The organism is Arcticibacter sp. (assembly GCF_045629565.1).
In the GTDB taxonomy this organism is placed as follows: domain Bacteria; phylum Bacteroidota; class Bacteroidia; order Sphingobacteriales; family Sphingobacteriaceae; genus Arcticibacter.
The window spans coordinates 149,935-167,623 of the sequence record NZ_JAZQRL010000111.1; the positions used below are offsets into that span (position 1 = coordinate 149,935).

The 17,689-nt window shown below is 46.2% G+C and carries 13 protein-coding genes; 9 read left to right on the forward strand and 4 right to left on the reverse strand.

All coding sequences use genetic code 11. From position 1 onward, the window contains the following. Positions 1–164 precede the first annotated feature (164 nt). Both ACKI5J_RS15510 and ACKI5J_RS15515 read left to right on the forward strand, forming a co-directional pair. On the forward strand, positions 165–2,150 hold the full coding sequence (locus ACKI5J_RS15510) for an HAD family hydrolase (protein WP_407430395.1): 1,986 nt from the start codon (positions 165–167) through the stop codon (positions 2,148–2,150). Further along, positions 2,147–3,508: a lipopolysaccharide biosynthesis protein gene (locus ACKI5J_RS15515; protein ID WP_407430396.1), complete on the forward strand. Its 1,362-nt coding sequence runs from the start codon at positions 2,147–2,149 to the stop codon at positions 3,506–3,508. The genes ACKI5J_RS15510 and ACKI5J_RS15515 overlap by 4 nt, the downstream gene beginning before the upstream one ends. 80 nt (positions 3,509–3,588) lie before the next feature. Here the strand turns inward: ACKI5J_RS15515 and ACKI5J_RS15520 are convergent, their stop codons facing one another. Further along, a complete protein-coding gene (locus ACKI5J_RS15520) occupies positions 3,589–4,947 on the reverse strand; it encodes a right-handed parallel beta-helix repeat-containing protein (RefSeq protein ID WP_407430397.1) in 1,359 nt (452 codons plus the stop codon). A gap of 533 nt (positions 4,948–5,480) precedes the next feature. On the opposite strand from ACKI5J_RS15520, the gene ACKI5J_RS15525 reads away from it, so the two are divergent. Genes ACKI5J_RS15525 through ACKI5J_RS15555 form a run of 7 tightly spaced genes read left to right on the forward strand, consistent with a single transcriptional unit; the run spans position 5,481 to position 13,908 of the window. Continuing rightward, entirely contained in the window at positions 5,481–6,257 is a 777-nt protein-coding gene (locus ACKI5J_RS15525) for a polysaccharide biosynthesis/export family protein (protein WP_407430398.1), read from the forward strand. Positions 6,258–6,261: 4 nt separating this feature from the next. Beyond that, positions 6,262–7,191, forward strand: a complete 930-nt coding sequence (locus ACKI5J_RS15530) for a glycosyltransferase family 2 protein (RefSeq protein ID WP_407430399.1) — start codon at positions 6,262–6,264, stop codon at positions 7,189–7,191. 29 nt (positions 7,192–7,220) lie between these two features. After that, complete coding sequence (locus ACKI5J_RS15535) at positions 7,221–8,294, forward strand: glycosyltransferase family 4 protein (RefSeq protein ID WP_407430400.1); 1,074 nt, start codon at positions 7,221–7,223, stop codon at positions 8,292–8,294. Positions 8,295–8,298: 4 nt separating this feature from the next. Then, positions 8,299–9,123 (forward strand): WecB/TagA/CpsF family glycosyltransferase, encoded by an 825-nt coding sequence (locus ACKI5J_RS15540; RefSeq protein ID WP_407430401.1) that lies wholly within the window; start codon positions 8,299–8,301, stop codon positions 9,121–9,123. Positions 9,124–9,175: 52 nt separating this feature from the next. Then, on the forward strand, positions 9,176–11,551 hold the full coding sequence (locus tag ACKI5J_RS15545; protein ID WP_407430402.1) for a GumC family protein: 2,376 nt from the start codon (positions 9,176–9,178) through the stop codon (positions 11,549–11,551). Between the two features lie 5 nt (positions 11,552–11,556). Next, on the forward strand, positions 11,557–12,891 hold the full coding sequence (locus ACKI5J_RS15550) for a hypothetical protein (RefSeq protein ID WP_407430403.1): 1,335 nt from the start codon (positions 11,557–11,559) through the stop codon (positions 12,889–12,891). Between the two features lie 9 nt (positions 12,892–12,900). Next, on the forward strand, positions 12,901–13,908 hold the full coding sequence (locus ACKI5J_RS15555; RefSeq protein WP_407430404.1) for an NAD-dependent epimerase/dehydratase family protein: 1,008 nt from the start codon (positions 12,901–12,903) through the stop codon (positions 13,906–13,908). 67 nt (positions 13,909–13,975) lie between these two features. Here the strand turns inward: ACKI5J_RS15555 and ACKI5J_RS15560 are convergent, their stop codons facing one another. Genes ACKI5J_RS15560 through ACKI5J_RS15570 form a run of 3 tightly spaced genes read right to left on the reverse strand, consistent with a single transcriptional unit; the run spans position 13,976 to position 17,497 of the window. After that, on the reverse strand, positions 13,976–15,280 hold the full coding sequence (locus ACKI5J_RS15560) for a glycosyl hydrolase family 28-related protein (protein ID WP_407430405.1): 1,305 nt from the start codon (positions 15,278–15,280) through the stop codon (positions 13,976–13,978). Next, on the reverse strand, positions 15,277–16,134 hold the full coding sequence (locus ACKI5J_RS15565) for a DUF5672 family protein (protein ID WP_407430406.1): 858 nt from the start codon (positions 16,132–16,134) through the stop codon (positions 15,277–15,279). Before ACKI5J_RS15565 ends, ACKI5J_RS15560 begins: the two co-directional genes overlap by 4 nt. Then, on the reverse strand, positions 16,127–17,497 hold the full coding sequence (locus ACKI5J_RS15570) for a lipopolysaccharide biosynthesis protein (RefSeq protein ID WP_407430407.1): 1,371 nt from the start codon (positions 17,495–17,497) through the stop codon (positions 16,127–16,129). Before ACKI5J_RS15570 ends, ACKI5J_RS15565 begins: the two co-directional genes overlap by 8 nt. Positions 17,498–17,689: the final 192 nt, after the last annotated feature.

Below are 17,689 nucleotides of genomic sequence, written 5' to 3' on the forward strand. Positions count from 1 at the left end.
CCACGAAACACGTATGGAAAAATGACTGTACTGACTTTTTTGGATGATGCAGGCCCCGGTTCACATTTGCCTCAATTTTTACACATAGTTATACAAGCGTCAAGCATTGTGAGACAGGAAAGGGATGAAGAAGTATTTTTGGGATCGTTCCATGTGTTCAATCTATGAAGAAAATATATTCGTTCGACGTTTTCGATACCCTTCTTACGCGATGCTACTCAGAACCTGTCGATCTGTTTCACTCAATGGCTCATGAGCTGATCAGGAGAAACATCATTAAAATGCCACCCGGAGATTGGGTTCAACTCCGCGTTTCTTCAGAGTTAGAAGCCCGCTCTACTGCCACAACTCAGGAAATCACGCTATCAGAGATATACCAGCTTATTTGTCTTAAACTTAAGTTATCAGAAAATCTTCGGCAGGAAATGGAGCAGATGGAGATCGAACTGGAACTTTCCAGCCTCGCAGGTATCCTGCCTCACGTGAATAAGGTAAAGTCACTGAGGAACGATGGGCATCAGGTGATCTTCATCTCAGACATGTACCTTCCCTCCCGCGTCATCAAAAGGGCATTAAATGCGAATAACATTGAATGTCATAGTGATGAGCTTTTTGTATCTTCTGATTATAGAGAAACCAAATATTCCGGCAAACTTTTTCAAAAAGTATTAAATCATTTTAACATAAGCCCTTCGGAGCTCACGCATACAGGGGATAACCTCATTTCGGACTACCAGGTACCAAAATCACTAGGGATCAATGCCATACATTACTCCCATTTCGGGGTCCGGGGAAGGGAGCATTTGATCAACAGCACTGCAGAGCTGCCCGCTGATTTTCGCTCGCGGATTTCAAGTACCATCCGGCTGAGCCGATTGAACGGCATTCACCAGGATCTCCCGAGCCGTCATATTCATCATATCAGTTCGACCGTGATTGCGCCTATCCTTTTTGGGTTCACGCTGTGGACGTTACTGGAAGCGAAGAAAAAAGGATTAAAAACATTGCACTTCATTTCCCGGGATGGTCAGATCCTGAAGCAGATAGCTGACCGAATCAACCAGGCAATGCAACTTGACCTCGAGTGCAAATATTTTTACGGATCCCGTCAGGCATTTCATCTGCCTGCCGTGACCAGTAAAAGTTGGGACCAGCTTGACTGGCTATATGACGACACTTCCTTTTTCTCAGTAGAACTGATCTTTAACCGCGTGGGCCTGAAACCGGAGCAATTGGAAGACTATCTCTCGGAAAAGGGGTTTAGCCGGCCGTCCTGGCATAACAACTTAAATGCAGAAGAAAGAAAGAGGCTCCGGCACATCTTACACCATTCGTCAGGGTTCAAAACCCTCGTGCTGGAGCGCGCCGAATCGGCCAGAAGGATACTGGTCTCCTACCTGGAGCAGGAGGGCATCCATCCGGAAGCCAGGATAGCATTCGTAGATATAGGCTGGAACGGAAGGCTACAAAGATCTCTCAGTCGGGTTATGGATGTTGCAGGCATCAAGCCTGTAGACGGACTGATCGGGTTTTACTTCGGATTGCGTCAGCGACTAAAAGCTTCCGAAGAAGACAAACTTTTCGCCTGGTACTATGACGAAGAAAACCAGCTGAACAGGTTCAACAATGTGGTCATACTCGAAAAATTCGTCGAAGCAACCCACGGTAGTGTCGTGGGCTATAATAGAAACAACGACCGTATCGATCCTGTATTCAAAGAGGAAAAGAACCGCGAAGCTCTTGACTGGGGACTAGAGGTTCAGCAAGCATCCATCCTGGCATTCACAGATCTTTTCTGCTCGAACCTGAAAAATATGGACAAGCAGCAGCTTACGAACCCAGCCAACTGGACGACCATGACGGAAATACTGCTCGCAGATTTCTGCAACAGGCCTAGTCCTCTCGACGCCAGAATTTTCGGGAGCGTATCGATCAGCGAAGATCAAAACCATGCCCGCTCCTACCCTCTTGCTAAACCGTTAACATTTAAGAATTGTATCAGTCTGCTTTTGAGGAAGCAACCCGATGTATATAACGACTTATGGATCCGAGGGAGTTTACATCTGACACGAGGAGGTAAACTCGTTTCCGGTTGCTTAAAGATACAAGACACATTGATTGGATATATAAAGTCAAGACTTTCCGCATGAACAAAGTAGCCTCGCTATACAACGCCGTTTTTAAGGAACAGAACCGAACATCAGTGGTGATCCGACAAGCATTGTACTCCTTTTTGCTCAAGGGCGTCAGCGTTATCATCTCATTTATCTATGTCCCCCTGCTTCTGAACTATCTGGATAATGAGAAGTACGGCATCTGGCTGACTCTCGTAACCGTGACAAACTGGGTGACACTTTTTGACATCGGCCTGGGAAATGGTCTCCGAAACAAACTTACCGAAGCTCTCGCCGATAAAGACCTGCAACTGGGGCGAACATACATCAGCACAACCTACGCCCTTCTCGGCTTAATCACCCTGGGTTTGCTAATTACCTTCAATGCAGTTAACCAGTTCATTCCCTGGAACAGCTTCCTGAATTCGAAGCTGATCTCTCCACAAGAGCTGCTCGTTGTCACCTCCATTGCTTTTTCAGGCACCATCCTCAGATTCTTCTTCCAACTCATCGGCGTAATCTTCCTGGCGCATCAGCAGTCGTCCATGAACGATCTGATCAATACGGTCAGCAGCCTGGGAAGCTTGATTGGGGTAGGTCTTGTCTCCCTGTTCATGCCTCCTGGAAATCTCATACTCCTTTCCGCAATCATTACCCTTACCCCGGTTCTGGTCTACTTTACTTTTTCAGTCATCTCCTTCAAAACGCGCTTCAAGGAGCTTCAACCCTCCATTTCGCAAGTTCGCCTTTCCTACAGCAAGCCCCTGTTCCTTCTGAGCTCGCAGTTCTTCATCGTACAGGTAACCGCCCTAATCATCTACGCGAGCGCGAATATACTGGTTGCCAACCTCTTCAATCCGGGCGAGGTCATCCTGTATAACATAGCCTTCACCATTTTTAACGCAACCATCATGGTTATGACCTTGTGCCTGTCGCCTATCTGGTCGTCCGTGACGGAGGCTTACGCCCTGGGAGACTTTGACTATCTGAAAAAAATGCTCAGACGCCTCAACTACTTGTCTGTACTTTTCAGTGCGGGCGTGCTGCTTCTTTTAGCCATAAGCAACCCTCTCTACCATATTTGGCTCAAAGGCAAGGTTGAAATCCCCTTTACTATTTCTCTGGCTATGGCTCTTTACGCTATCATTTATATGTTCCAGGCACCCTACTCTGCATTTATCAATGGTATGGGTAAGGTCAGGCTCACCTCTCTTTTAGCCGTGCCAGGTATAATTGTTTACCTGTTAGGGGCTGTATTCATTTCCAGATACCTCAACAGCAGTGCAGGCGTCATCACCGGGATTACACTATCGAGTCTCATCGGACTCGTCATCCAGCGAATCCAGGTAAGCAAACTCCTCAGCGACCGTGCGAGAGGAATCTGGGCGACCTAAAACGATGCGCCCCCGAATCAGGTCCAGGAAAGCTTTCCTGTACCGATCCGGAGGCGCATTGCTATTCAGAGGGCTGGTGCCTAGTTTCCGTTTGCGGATGCACCGCCAAGGTTCACAAAAGCACCCGTTTTTCCACCTGTAGAGATCATTTTATTGTCAAATACGCGGTTGTTTCTCACGGTTGAACCATAGAACATGATCAATCCATGATCTTCACCTATACTTCCGTCAATAACGTTCTGGGTAACCGTATTAGCGGATGAATTATCTTTGAAGTAAAGAACATTGTTACCACCTGAACGGATATCGTTCTTGCTGATGTTTCCATTCTTGCTGCCAATAAACATAATGGCCATACCGTCAACATGAATTTTGTTATTGGATACTGTATAACCGTCGGCATAAGTAAGCTCCATACCTCTGATTTTAGCCATATCACTATTCCCGCTAAGTTCCATGATGTTATCCTTGATCACCCAGTTACTTTTCATCGGTTGTCCTGTAGCTCTTGACTCTTCCTCTGAAGGGCTGGATCCCAGAATTCCGGTAAACCCATGTTTAGACGATTTCATATAATTCCCGATCGTTTCCAGACCCACAGTACCGGCATTTTCAATCCCGTAATAGATATAGTTCGAAGTATGCATCCGCATTTCAGTAATCTTGTTATGGTTTATCTTCCCGTTCAATCCGTAACCGCTTACTGAGATAGACGATGGTGCCGGCCATGCCTGGATGGTGCCAATGTCATGAAAGGTATTATTCGAGATGCTATAATCCCTGAAGCGTGCTTTGACAGGTGATTTAAGATGATTTTGGAATTCAACACCCATTCTGCCTACACTTTCAAACTTATTCTCGATGATCCGGATGTTCTTAACCATCGAATTTTCACCCTCACTTATTAGCTTGATGGCATTTGAATGTGTCTTTGGATTAGTAAATGTACATCCCTTGATTAAAAGGCCGTCAATTAAATCCTGTGAACCGTAGTTGGATACAAAAATCATCCCCTCTGTATCATGATGATTGCTTTCAAGGCTTGATATAAATGAAATCCCTTTGATCTCCAAATTCTTTACATTTCCGGAAATCTGAATAATCTTGTTGTTACGTGTAGTTTTGAAGATCGTTCCTTTTTCTCCCGCCAGCATCACGTTTTTCACGTTAGCGATCTGGAGAACATCGTCGATTATATATGTTCCCTTAGGGAAGAACAGCTTTTTGTCATTCTGGATCAGTGCGTTAATGGCTTTGGCCTGATTCAGAGTGGTACTCGGACGAAGATTAAATTTCTTTTTAACGTTTAAGGCTGCGAGTTCATCCGGCTTTTCTGGGCCAGCTTCTACCGGATCGACAGGAACAACTGCGTTTTCTTGCGGGTCTTTTTTACAACTAAGCAAAGAAAAAGCGATTAAAAATGCAAAGGCATGCTTCATGATATGTATGTAAGATGATTAATTGGGATTTACTCCCTTAATTTCTCACTTATACTCAGCTTATCACAAATGGTTACACTTAATATAGCGCAAAAAAACGCATTTTACACACTGGAAATGAATAAACTAGCCTTGCTAGCCGAACTATAACGCCTCGCAAGAAAAACTTTCGTCAGACAGGCGAACACTATCTAATTACGACATCTTGGTTAAAGAAATTAATTGTAATAATTCACATGTTTGTAAGAATCGTGTGTTGAGATCCGCCTGAAACTTCACTAATAATCACCGATAGTCGGTTTTTCATATCAGGAGTAACCGGAAATTCTCAAAATATCCTGTCTAATACACACATAGTTATACATCATAGCCGAATTCGGAAAAATCATATGCATAAGTGCTACTTTTATATCGTCAAAAGGGGCTCGAGCTACACGTTATGTCAGCTTAGCCCACAACAACAAAGCACTGGCCCACTGTAAGTGAAGTGGCGAAGCTCTGTAATAACCCCGCCATTCTAACTCCTTTCTCATATGCAAAACATCCGTACTTATGCAGTCATGCTGATCGCGATTTTTTTATCTTCATGCAGCAGCTACCAGCAGATCCCATACTATCAAGACCTTAGCCAGTCTGGTGAGGTCAGACAACCGGTTTCGAATGAATCTCCGTTAACAATAAGTCCTTCAGATCTGCTGGCCATCAATGCAACCAGCAAAAATCCGGAAACAGCAACGATCTTCAACTACAACCTGAATACGGTTAGTGGCGCTTATGCCGTGACACCTGACAATCCAGTCATCGGCTACCGGGTAGATGAAGAAGGGCGTATTCATCTACCGCTTATTGGTAAGCTAATGGTTCAGGGACTTACTACCACCCAGCTAAGAGATAACATGACGAAAGCTTTGTCGGCGTATTACAAGGATCCGGTGGTGAATATCCGGATCATCAACTTCAAAGTAGCGATTTATGGAGACGTCCTTAAGCCGGACATGTATACCCTTGAAAACGAACGAACTACAGTAACTCAGGCATTAAGTCTCGCGGGCGACCTCAACATCACCGCTATGCGCAAAAACGTCCTTCTTATCCGTACCGAAAAAGGTGAACGTAAGATGGTAAGACTCGACCTGACCAGCAAAAATATCTTTAACTCGCCTTACTTTTATCTGAAGAACAACGATGAGATATATGTGCAGCCGGACCGCACCAAATTTGCTACCGTTGACCGCGGATACCGCACCGCCTCCCTTGTACTTTCCGGATTATCGATCATAGCAATAGTCCTGTCTAATATATATCGTTAATCACATGAGCACATCGAACGTGTATGCAATAGTTATACCTATTTACAATAGACTTCAGGTGACGAAAGAAGGCCTGAAATACATCATGGCTGCAGTCGCGAATTATACCCGCTCCTCCTCCAGGCCTGCTGCAATAGAGGTCATCGTGGTCGATGATGGCTCCACAGACGGCAGCAAGGAATGGATAGGGCTTCACTACCCGCAGATCCGCATACTTGTTGGCACGGGCGACCTCTGGTGGACAGGTTCAGTGAATATGGGGATCAGCTACGCGCTTAACCGATTTCAGAATCTGAAAGGAATCATTCTTCAAAATGATGATGTTGCACTAGATCCCGACTGGCTGATCAAATACATTGGGGATATCGAAATGCATCCCGGCGCATTAATCGGCTGCGCTACCTCCACCCTGGAAAGCAAAGACCGTATACTCTACGGCGGAAGGCAGATGCATCCCTGGTTCGCCAGGGAAAAGAAAATTAACCATCTACAGCACAGGGACAACCTCAGTAAAGACTATACAACGCCGTCCTTTGATTTGTATGGACGGGGACTCTACATTCCGAAAGCCGCCTTCGAAGAAGTGGGATTATTCGACCAGCAACGATTCAAACATCGGGGCGATATGGACATACCCTTGAGGGCCAAGAAAAAGGGATATAAGCTGCTGGTCAGCTACGGTGCAATCGTATACGAGCTTCCTCAATTCGCTTATAATCTGGACGGAAAACAGCGCCTGACGCTTAAGGAAGCCTATACACTTTTAACAGACTTCAGGTCTTCCTACTCGCTGAAGCATATTTATTTTTACTCGCTTATCGCGACCAGGAACGCAATTCATTTTATACCATTTTTCGCCGGGAACCTGTACTTCCATGTCAGGAACGTTTGCTGGAGAGTCTGCAAAAACTACTTGCTCAGCTCTCCCTTATAAACTCCCAGCCGTAAACCAGGTAATCAACAATGTGCAATATTTTAATAACTGCTCCTTCACTTGATGAGAGCATGAACATCAGCGGAATTTCCAGTCTGACAAAGACCATCATCTCCCGTAATTCAGCAACACATACCTACTTCCATTTCCGCCTGGGAAAAAAAGATTCAGAAAAGAAAGGATGGAAATGGCTATTGACACAGCTCACCATACTTCCCCGGTATATCGCGTTTGTAAGACGGCATCAGATTGATATTATTCATCTCAATACCGATCTGACGGCAATGTCGATCCTCCGCGACACACCCCTGGCTATTACCGGTAAGTATCTCCTGAGAAGAAAGATACTGCTTCACCTTCATGGGGGACATTTCCTCATGCAGCCACCTCCGCGCAGATCGATATTCTACTGGATGATCAAGACCTTGCTAAAAAGTGCAACACAAAGGGTTGTTCTTAGCGAGCTGGAACGCCAACAGGTTGAAGCGGCATACAATACGCATTGCCATATTATGCCGAACGCGGTTGAGATCAACAATACAGCTTCCGCGAAGGACTTTTCCGGCAGACTCTCATTTCTTTTTATGGGGCGCATCGTGAAAGCCAAAGGTATCTTTCTGATCGCCGAATGCTTGTCTTTAATGGGCAAACAACTTCAGGATTTTGAATTTAAAGTTTATGGAAGCGGACCTGATCTTGAGGAATTCCTGACCCGCCTTTCTGCGATTGAGGGACTGAACTATACTTATTGCGGTATCGCGAAGGGAGAGCAAAAAGTACAGGCGTTTGCCGAGTCACATGTTTTCCTGCTACCCTCCCTGTATGGCGAGGGCTTGCCCATTGCCATGCTTGAGAGCATGAATCACGGCTGTGTACCCCTGGTTTCTGATGATGCCTCGATCAGCACCGTCGTTCGCGATTCTCAGAACGGGTTCATCGTCAAAAAAGGAAGCCTTGCTCAGCTCGGAGAAAAAATAGAGCAGCTTTTAAATAACCGCGACAAGCTGCATATACTAAGCAAAAATGCCAAAAACACCATTTACATATCATATAATCTGGACCACTATATCGGTTCGCTGAACAGGTTATATAAAACGATTTAAGCGCATGATGAACGAAGTGAACTTTCTCGGGATCGGGATGAATCCGGTTACTTATCAGGAACTATTCAAGAAAATTGATGGTTGGATAGCCAACAAACAAGGTCGGTCTTACCATATTGCCTGCGTAAATGCCTATAACATCGCCCTCTCACTCAGCAACGAACGCCTGAAGCGAATCTACAACTCAGCTGATATTGTAGGCGCAGACGGCATGCCTTTCGTGAGATGGATAAGACGGTTTAATAAGCAGGCGTGTGACCGCATTGCGGCTCCCGACACCATCCTGCAACTGGCAGAGCATGCTAAGACGACCAACTACACCTTTTACCTGTACGGTGGCGATCCCAAAGTATGCGTAAAAATGAAAGAATATCTTGAAGAAAAGTTTCCGCATATCAACATCGTCGGATACTACTCCCCACCCTTCAGGGATCTGACCCCTGAAGAGGACCAGGCTATTGTTGATGAAATCAATCGCCTGGCGCCCGACATTGTATGTGTCGGTCTGGGCACGCCTAAACAAGATTACTGGATCGACGAACACTTGTTCAAAATCAAGGGTTCCGTCCTGATTGCGTCAGGGGCTACGTTCGACTTCTTTGGCGGAAGAATAAAAATGGCGCCCGATTGGATCCGCAAATCCGGATTCGAGTGGATGTACCGTTTACTCGGAAAGGATTTCAAACGACTCTGGAAACGCTATACCGTTATGTATGCGGTATTCTCTTTCAATTTCATGCTGCAGCAAAGCGGATTGGCTCAATACCCTCTACTTACCAGGAAGCATCCTGACACTCCAAAAGGCCAGGACATCTTTGTTAACTCCTGATCTTCCTCCTGACCCTGTCTATCTACCTCACCATTGAAGAAGTATCGCTCATATGAACACTGAAAATATCCCCTATGCCCCGTTTGTCGACTACGTAAGAGACAGCAAGCCTGCCAACGTACGCGACATGATGGGCAAGCTGCTGTTTCACTGGCCGCTTTTTGTCGTATCTCTGCTCGTTTGCCTGTGTCTGGCATTTGCATATCTGAAGCTGAAGGCTCCCGGCTATACCGTCAAGGCACGCCTCCTGATCAAAGATGAGGAGAAAGGAACCGGAACCGAGCCCGTGTTACAGGAACTGAATATGTTCAAGTCAAGCACTCTGGTCGAGAACGAGCTGGAACTACTCAAGTCGCGATCCATCATGTACAATGTAGTGCGCAATCTCAGCCTGTATATCGATTATCAGGAACAAGGTCCTGTCAGGAAAAAATCGGCCTACACTACTACTCCAATAGAGGTAAAACTACTCACGCCTCCAAGGAATATCTCCGAGCCCCGTAGGTTTGAAATAACAATCCAGGACGAGAAAAGCTTCGTCCTAAAAGATGGCGATATCGAGCAGACCATTCCCTTCAACACGAGGTTGAGGAATAACTTTGGACCATGGGAGGTGGGTACAACAGCAACGCTTGCGGACTATATCGGAAAAACGATCACCGTTACTATCAATAACCCCAATGATGTTACCGATGCCTATGTCGAAAACCTCACAGCAGAGCTCGTCAACAAAGATGCTACAGTAGTAGAGCTGGCAATCAAGGAAACCGTCCCCGAGCGGGGGCAAGACCTGCTCAATGACCTCATCGAGGAATACAGCAATGCAGCGCTTGATGATAAGAACAAAATCCGCAAAAGCACACTTGACTTCATCGATACAAGGCTCGCATCTCTGACCGGCGAACTAACATCCGCAGAAAAAGATGTAGAGGGCTTCAAAAGCAGCAAGGGAATCATGGACATTTCTTCGGAATCGGACTTCTATCTGGAGAATGTCAAAAACAACGACATGAAGCTTAATGAAGTGAATGTACAGCTGGAAGTCGTCAATGGGATAGAGCGTTTCATCAATTCATCAAATTCAAACAATGCACCTGCAACAGCGGGAATAACCGATCCGGGCCTTATAGCTCTGGTTAACCAACTGATCACTCTCAAATTGCAAAGGACACAACTGATGGAGTCGACTCCCGAAGGGAGCCCGGTCTTCGAAAGCATAGACAGACAGATCGACGCAACAAGACAATCGTTGCGCTCCAATATTCGTGGAATCAAATCATCCCTCATCTCTGCGAGGAACCAGCTGCAGAATTTCAACTCCAAATTTGAATCATCTATCAGACAACTGCCCGGACAGGAAAGACAGGTTGTGACCATGAAGCGCCAGCAGGGAGTTAAGGAAGAACTATATATCTATCTCCTGCAAAAACGCGAAGAAGCCGCAGTTAGCTATGCCACAACGATAGCAGAGAGCCGCATGGTAGATGAGGCCTATTTCGGCAGACCCGACAGCCCCGTAAGAGTAATTGTTCTGGGAGTTGCCGGCTTCATGGGTCTGCTGCTGCCAATGGGAATAGTATTTGGTCGCGACCTTCTGAACAATAAAGTCGAAAGCACGGACGAGATCCAGTCCCATAGCCAGGTACCTATTCTGGGAGAGCTCGCCTATCAGGAGTCGGTTACACCGCTCGTCATGCAGGAGAACGCCAGAAGTATGGTTGCCGAGCAGTTCCGGTCCTTACGAACGAACCTGTATTATCTGACAGAGCATACCGGCAGGGGCCGTGTCACATTGCTCACATCCGGTATGTCGGGAGAAGGCAAGAGTTTTGTGACCAGCAACCTGGCCACAGCCCTCGCAGCTTCCGGAAAAAGAACAATCATCCTGGAGCTCGATATGAGAAATCCGATGATCTTCCGGTACTTCAACATCGCTCCAGGTCTCGGCATCAGCAACTACCTCAGTGGCGAAGTCAACAAAGAAGCGATTATACAGGCGTCTTCCGTTCAGGAAAACCTTTACGTCGCCGGCTCAGGAACCATGCCAACCTTCCCTTCCGAACTCCTGGAGAAACCGAGGATGAAGGAACTGATCGACTGGCTCACCCTGAACTTTGACGAAGTACTGATCGATACACCGCCTATTCAGCTCGTGACCGATGCAATGATTCTCTCCCGCCTGAGCGACGTGAACTTGTATGTTATCAGACATCGTTATACCTACAAGTCACATTTGAAATATATTAATCAGCTGTACACGGAAAAGAAGATGAAGAACCTCAATATCATCTTCAACGGAGTGGACACTACCAAGGCGGGCTATGGCTACAATAACGGCTATAAATACTACGATAAACAGGATAATAAACAGGGATATACACATAATAAAAAAGGCAGTTCGTTTAAAGACTTCCTGAAAAGATTTTGAGATCCATGAATTCAATAATCATGCAAGACGGTCTCAGCTACCGCAAACCGGCATGGTTCGACAAGGCTTACCAGATCCTGCTGGTCTCCCTGATCATTCTATCGTCAGGGTTTCCGCTCTTTGTCAACAACTCACGGTTTGAAATGGTGATCCTGGCGATAACAGCATTAGGACTGGCCTATTACCGGCCAAACCTACGCCTGGCCCTGATCTATACCGCCTGCTTTTCAATGATCATGTTTGTCCAGGGTGCCTGGTACGGTGTCTTCTATTTCAAAACGGCTATTTATCAGGTGCTACTATTCTTTACGGCGGCAGCCAGCGTATCCGTCCTCGGTATCAATCTCATCTACACCTACAACAAGATCCTGCTGTTCATTGCCGCCATCGCTGTGGTGCTGTTCATTCCGATCCTGATTAACCCGGCGTTTGTTGACAAGCTGATCGCCCTGTCGCCCTTCCATACTGTCACTACAACGGAAGTCTACGGATGGAAGACGCAGTCGCACAATATCCTGCTGATGCACTTTCCGCCCGACTTTTTTGCAGGACTCATCCGTAACAGCGGACCCTTCTGGGAACCGGGAGCCTTCGGGGGCTACCTGATGCTTGCACTGATATTCAATACACTGCTTCATCATACCCTCTTCAGAAAAGAAAACCTGATATATCTGGCGGCGATCCTGACAACGTTCTCCACCACAACATACCTTGCATTGCTCTTCTTCACGATGGCGTACTTTTTTATAGGTATCAAAAACCCCATCATCAAATGGGGTTCGATAATCATCTTTATACTGATCGCCTTCACCGCATTCCAGAAAATCGATTTTCTCGGCGAGAAGATTAACAAAGAGCTAAAGGAAACCAGATACCAGGCCTTAAAAAAAGGCGGTGATACGCGAATGGCCAGTGCTTACCTCGATCTAAAAGAGATCAAGGAAAATGCTGTAACCCTGTTCTTTGGCCGCGGTTCACATCCTGACACCAGGATCCAGGGTTCAGACAAAGAAGTACTCCGCACAAACGGAATAACAGACCTGCTTTCCAGGTTCGGACTGATATTTTTCCTTTTCAGCATTATTGCTCTTTACCTGTCCTATCGGCATCTGGCTTCTGCCGGGAAGGAAAAGAACCAGCTGGCATTGGCAGCCCTGGCTACCACCTTATTACTGTCTTTCAGCGAGATATACTTTATCTACCTGATGTTCAAGACCGTTACACTCTTTCATATTGCTACGTTGCATCTGAAAAGAAAACAAATACCCCTTAAAATCACAGAAAGACAACCGGGGCATTCACATATAAAAACAATAACAAACAAAGTAATAATTTCTTAATCAAACAGTATGAGCAACAAAAAGACAGCCATCGTATGTGGCGCAGGCGGATTTATCGGAGGACATCTCGTCACCCGTCTAAAGCGCGAAGGTTACTGGGTCAGAGGCGTAGACATCAAAGCACACGAATATGGAAATCGAAACGCTGACGACTTTGTAGTTGGAGACCTTCGCGACTTTGAAGTTTGCAAGGCACTCTTCGATAGACCCATTGATGAAGTTTACCAGCTTGCCGCAGATATGGGCGGTGCCGGGTACCTCTTTACAGGCGACAACGACGCCGCAGTGATGCACAACTCAGCACTGATTAACCTGAATATGTTGGAAATAAGCAGGCTGAATGATGTTAAGAAGATTTTTTACTCTTCATCTGCATGCGTATATCCCGAGCACAACCAGATGGATCCTGATAATCCAAAATGTTCAGAAGATACGGTATATCCTGCCTCTCCGGACAGCGAATACGGATGGGAGAAACTTTTCAGCGAAAGACTGTTCTTAACTTACCACAAGAACTATCAGATGGAGGTCCGAATCGCCCGTTTCCATAATATCTTTGGACCTGAAGGCACCTGGGATGGCGGTAAGGAAAAAGTTCCTGCAGCCGTTTGCCGTAAGGTAGCAACAGCCGAAGATGGTGGAGAGATTGAAATCTGGGGCGACGGAAAGCAGACCCGATCATTCCTGTTTGTTGACGAATGCGTGGAAGCTGTCAGAAGATTGATGGAAGACGACTTCATCGGGCCAGTAAATATCGGATCAGAAGAAATGCTGCCCATCAACGAGCTGGTAGAAATGGTCGCTAAGGTAGCAGGCAAGACCATCCGTATCAAACATATTCCTGGACCGTTGGGCGTAAGGGGACGTAATTCAGATAACGCATTGATCAGAGAGAAGTTAGGATGGGCACCTTCCAGGCCTCTGGTCGAAGGTATCACGACAACCTACCAATGGATTTCACAACAGGTAGCCAACGCAAAAGAACAAGAAGAATCAAAGGCAGAGGAAATGGTATAAAATCATACGCTAAACCAACAAAAAAAGGGAACATCTTCATGTTCCCTTTTTTTTGTTGGCGCTCCGGCTAATCCACTTCATTATCAGCACCTTCCAGGTTTACGTACTTTCCTGACCGCCCCCCGGTCCTGATCAGCTCATTATCAAAAGCTTTATTACTTCTTACAGAAGTACCGTAAAACATCACGACTCCATGATCCGGACCCTGACTACAGTCCAGCGTGTTCATCCTCATGACGTTACCGGTAGACCTCCCCTTGAAATAAAGAGCATTTCCCGCCTTCACTCTTGCCGTATTCGAGAAAATTTTACCATTGCGACAATCAATAAGCATCGCGGCGTATCCATCTGTGCGAATGACATTACCCGACATCGTATAGCCGTTCAGATGCGCCAGCTCCATCCCTCTAATCTTATCCTGATCTTTCGCCCTTCCGCTCAACTCGATAATATTATCCTGTATGATCCATCCACTTTTTTCCGGCTGTCCGGTACGGCGTGTCAGCTCTGCGCTGGGACCTGACCCCAGTATTCCCGTAAAACCATACTTCGATGCACGCATCCTGTTTCCTATCGTTTCCAGTCCTATCGTCCCCGCATTCTCAATGCCGTAGTAAATGTACGGCGACGTGTCCATACGCATTTCATGGATCCGATTATAATTGATCTTTCCGTTCACTGAATTGCCGCTCACAGAGATACAGGAAGGCGCCGGAAAAAGCTGTATTGTACCTACATCGGAAAAGGTATTATGAGAAATCTCGAAATCCCTGAACCGCGGACGCTGCATGCCATTCTCATGGTTCTGAAACTCCACTCCCATGCGGCCTATTCCCTTAAACGAATTATACACAACCGCAATATTCCTGGCCTCCGCATAGAGGCCTTCACTCACCAGCTTAATGGCATTCGAATGGGTTTGCGGGTTAGAAAAAGCACACTGCGTAATCCGGATGCAGTCCATCACGTCATTCCTGCCATAATTGGCAATAAAGATCAGTCCTTCGGCATCGTCCAATTCACTGACCCGGTCTGAAATAAAGGAAATACCACGAATCTCCAGGTTACTGATCCCGCCGCTAACCTTAAGAATCACATTCTGCCCTGTCCTGAACACCGTACCCGGCTCACCTTTCAGCAACAAGTTGCGTAGATCACTTATCCGAATCTGGCTATTAATCTGATACATCCCTTTAGGAAAAAAGAGGTTCGTATTACTTTTGATCAGGCGCTGAATCGCATGACTGTCGTCATGTATCCCGTCACCCCGCACCTGATAGTCTTTCACATTCACAAATTCATGTGCTGTGCCCGGAGGCCGCATATGCAGCAATGTAAACAAGTATACAGCAAAGAGTAGTTTTAAGTTCAAATCGTTGTATTTTGCTGGTGTGAATTACTAGCGTTATAGGGGATGAAGGATTTCCAAAAAACCGGATCGTACTTCTCCCAGGCATGGCAACCGAACGGCAACTCATTGTTGTTCAACTTTAGCAGCACCTCAGGCATCACCTCAAAGCTAAACTTTAAAGCCTCCTCCGGTTTCGCGACTTTAAACCATCTGAAGAACCTCGGAACGACAAGCCCCCAGAACTCGTCCTCATAGCCGATGTTCGACCGAAGGTAGGCCATCAGATAGTCAATGCCGGAATATTTCCGTACCGCCTTGTAATGATGACCATGCAGGAAAGTATAGACCCTGGTAAATATGAAGTACTTCAATATAAACGGTCTGTTTGCTGTTACTTTTAAAAACGAACTGATTCGTCTCAGTGAGAAACCACCGTTCCCCACCCCTACAAACTTAAGCGGCATCACGGGATCTTTTTTCCCTTCAAACCAGGGGGCACCGATATAGTCAAGATCCTGACCGCACCAGTAATCAAGCTGGTCAGAAAACACGTAAGCATCCGTATGGTGGAGTAGCATATAATCAAACGCAGCGAAGTGCCTGTAAAAGGAATGACTGACCAGCATCCTGTTGTTCCGCTCCAGATTACCGAAGAACTTCGAAGGGACCTTCACTGCGCGGGCGACGAGCGGTTCCAGGAACCGGATGTACTCCGCCGGGTCAATCGTGGGCGGGTAAATAAAGAAGATCTCGCGACCATGTAAAACCTTAGCGATCTGTCTGAGCGCGTCTGCTTCATTTGCAGAGAGCTCCGTAAACTTCCGGTAGATAGGCACTACTACGGCAACTTGATAATTTTTTCCATTCCTATTCATTAGCCTCAGCTCCTTTCAGTTTAAGAACATGGTAGGTTTGTATAGATGTCATTACGGATCCAGGCAGAAGACTGATTATGTTTGCCAGGCAAACAGCCGTAAGGCCAAGGTTCGTATGTCTGATCAGTAGTATAGTCAGTGGAATATTAATAACAGCACCAATGACCCCTGAAACCAACTGTAAATTTAGAATTCCTGTACTGTTCAGGAACATAGAGAATACATTATTAAAAATAAGCTGCGCATTGTAAACGATCATCGCCAGGGCTAAATGATCCGTAATGACAAGCTCCCGGCCCAGCCAAACCTGCGTCAGTGGCCTGAAGAAGAAGAACAAAACGACATTCATACAGATGAAGCCGATATTGATGAAATGCATCTTCCTGATTATTCCGTGGATCCAGGCAAAATCGCGCTGAAACCATGCACTGGAAAAGGCACTCCATAAAGATGCCATAACCATGTTTGCCAATAAGAATGATATCCCGAAATAGCGCGAAGTAATATTAAAAACCGTAACAGACTGCAGGTCCATTAATCGAGCCACCAGGATCTCAGACGTAGAAAAAATGATCAATCCGCAAATCTGGAGCAGGAAAAAACGGTATCCGAGCGACAGCAGTTCATTTCGCAAGGTATGGTCCACCTGACTGATCGAAGGGCGCAACTTCCGATAACGACCCCTGAAAAAGTAGACATTGAAGAATATCAGCACCAGCAACGGCGTGCAACTGATGGCGAGCATCACACTTTCAAAGTTCGCCCTGCCGCTGGCATAAAAAGCAAAAATCAGCCCCAGGCTGAGAACATTCGACAAAGGCATGATCGAATCGTGCAGATAAACTTTTTGATCAGCCAGCAGCACCACACCAATCAGCTGTAGAACAAACCGGATGGTAAACACAGCAATTACAATATACACGCATGAAGAAAGGTTCGTCACATCCTGGGTCTGAATGCCCAGCAACGAGTACCAGTTGAGGTAGGGGTGCAAGAGGCTATAAGCCAGCAAGAGTACAGAAAAGATAATCGTGATATAATAAAAGGCCGTGCTGACGTATTTCCTGCCCAGTACATCGTTTCCTTCTGCCATAGCCTGACTAAGCTTATTGCGTAATCCATTCCCAATCCCGATGTCCAGAAAAGCAATCCAGTTTACTATAGACGTAATGGTCAGCACCAGGCCATACTCCCTTTCACTCACCGCCCGCAGGCAGAGAGGCACCATAACAAAGTTCGTCAGGATAGAAAATCCTTTCAGCGCTAATGAAGAAACAGAGTTTACCAAAAGCTTGCCGGTCCGACTATTTCTTAACGTGTGAGAGTCGAAAATAGTCCTATATAGCCATAGAATAGCTTGCATAGAGTAGAGCGATTATATGTCGAAAGTAGATAAAATTGCCTTGTAATGTCCATAAATGCTTCATGTTGTATAATGATGTGAGCATTTTGAGAACGCGCAAACGGTGCAGTGTTACCGATGCCCGGGCTAAGTAGGCTTGTGGCAAACCGATATCCTCCTGCAGATGGGAAAATGCTTTTACACATAGCTTCC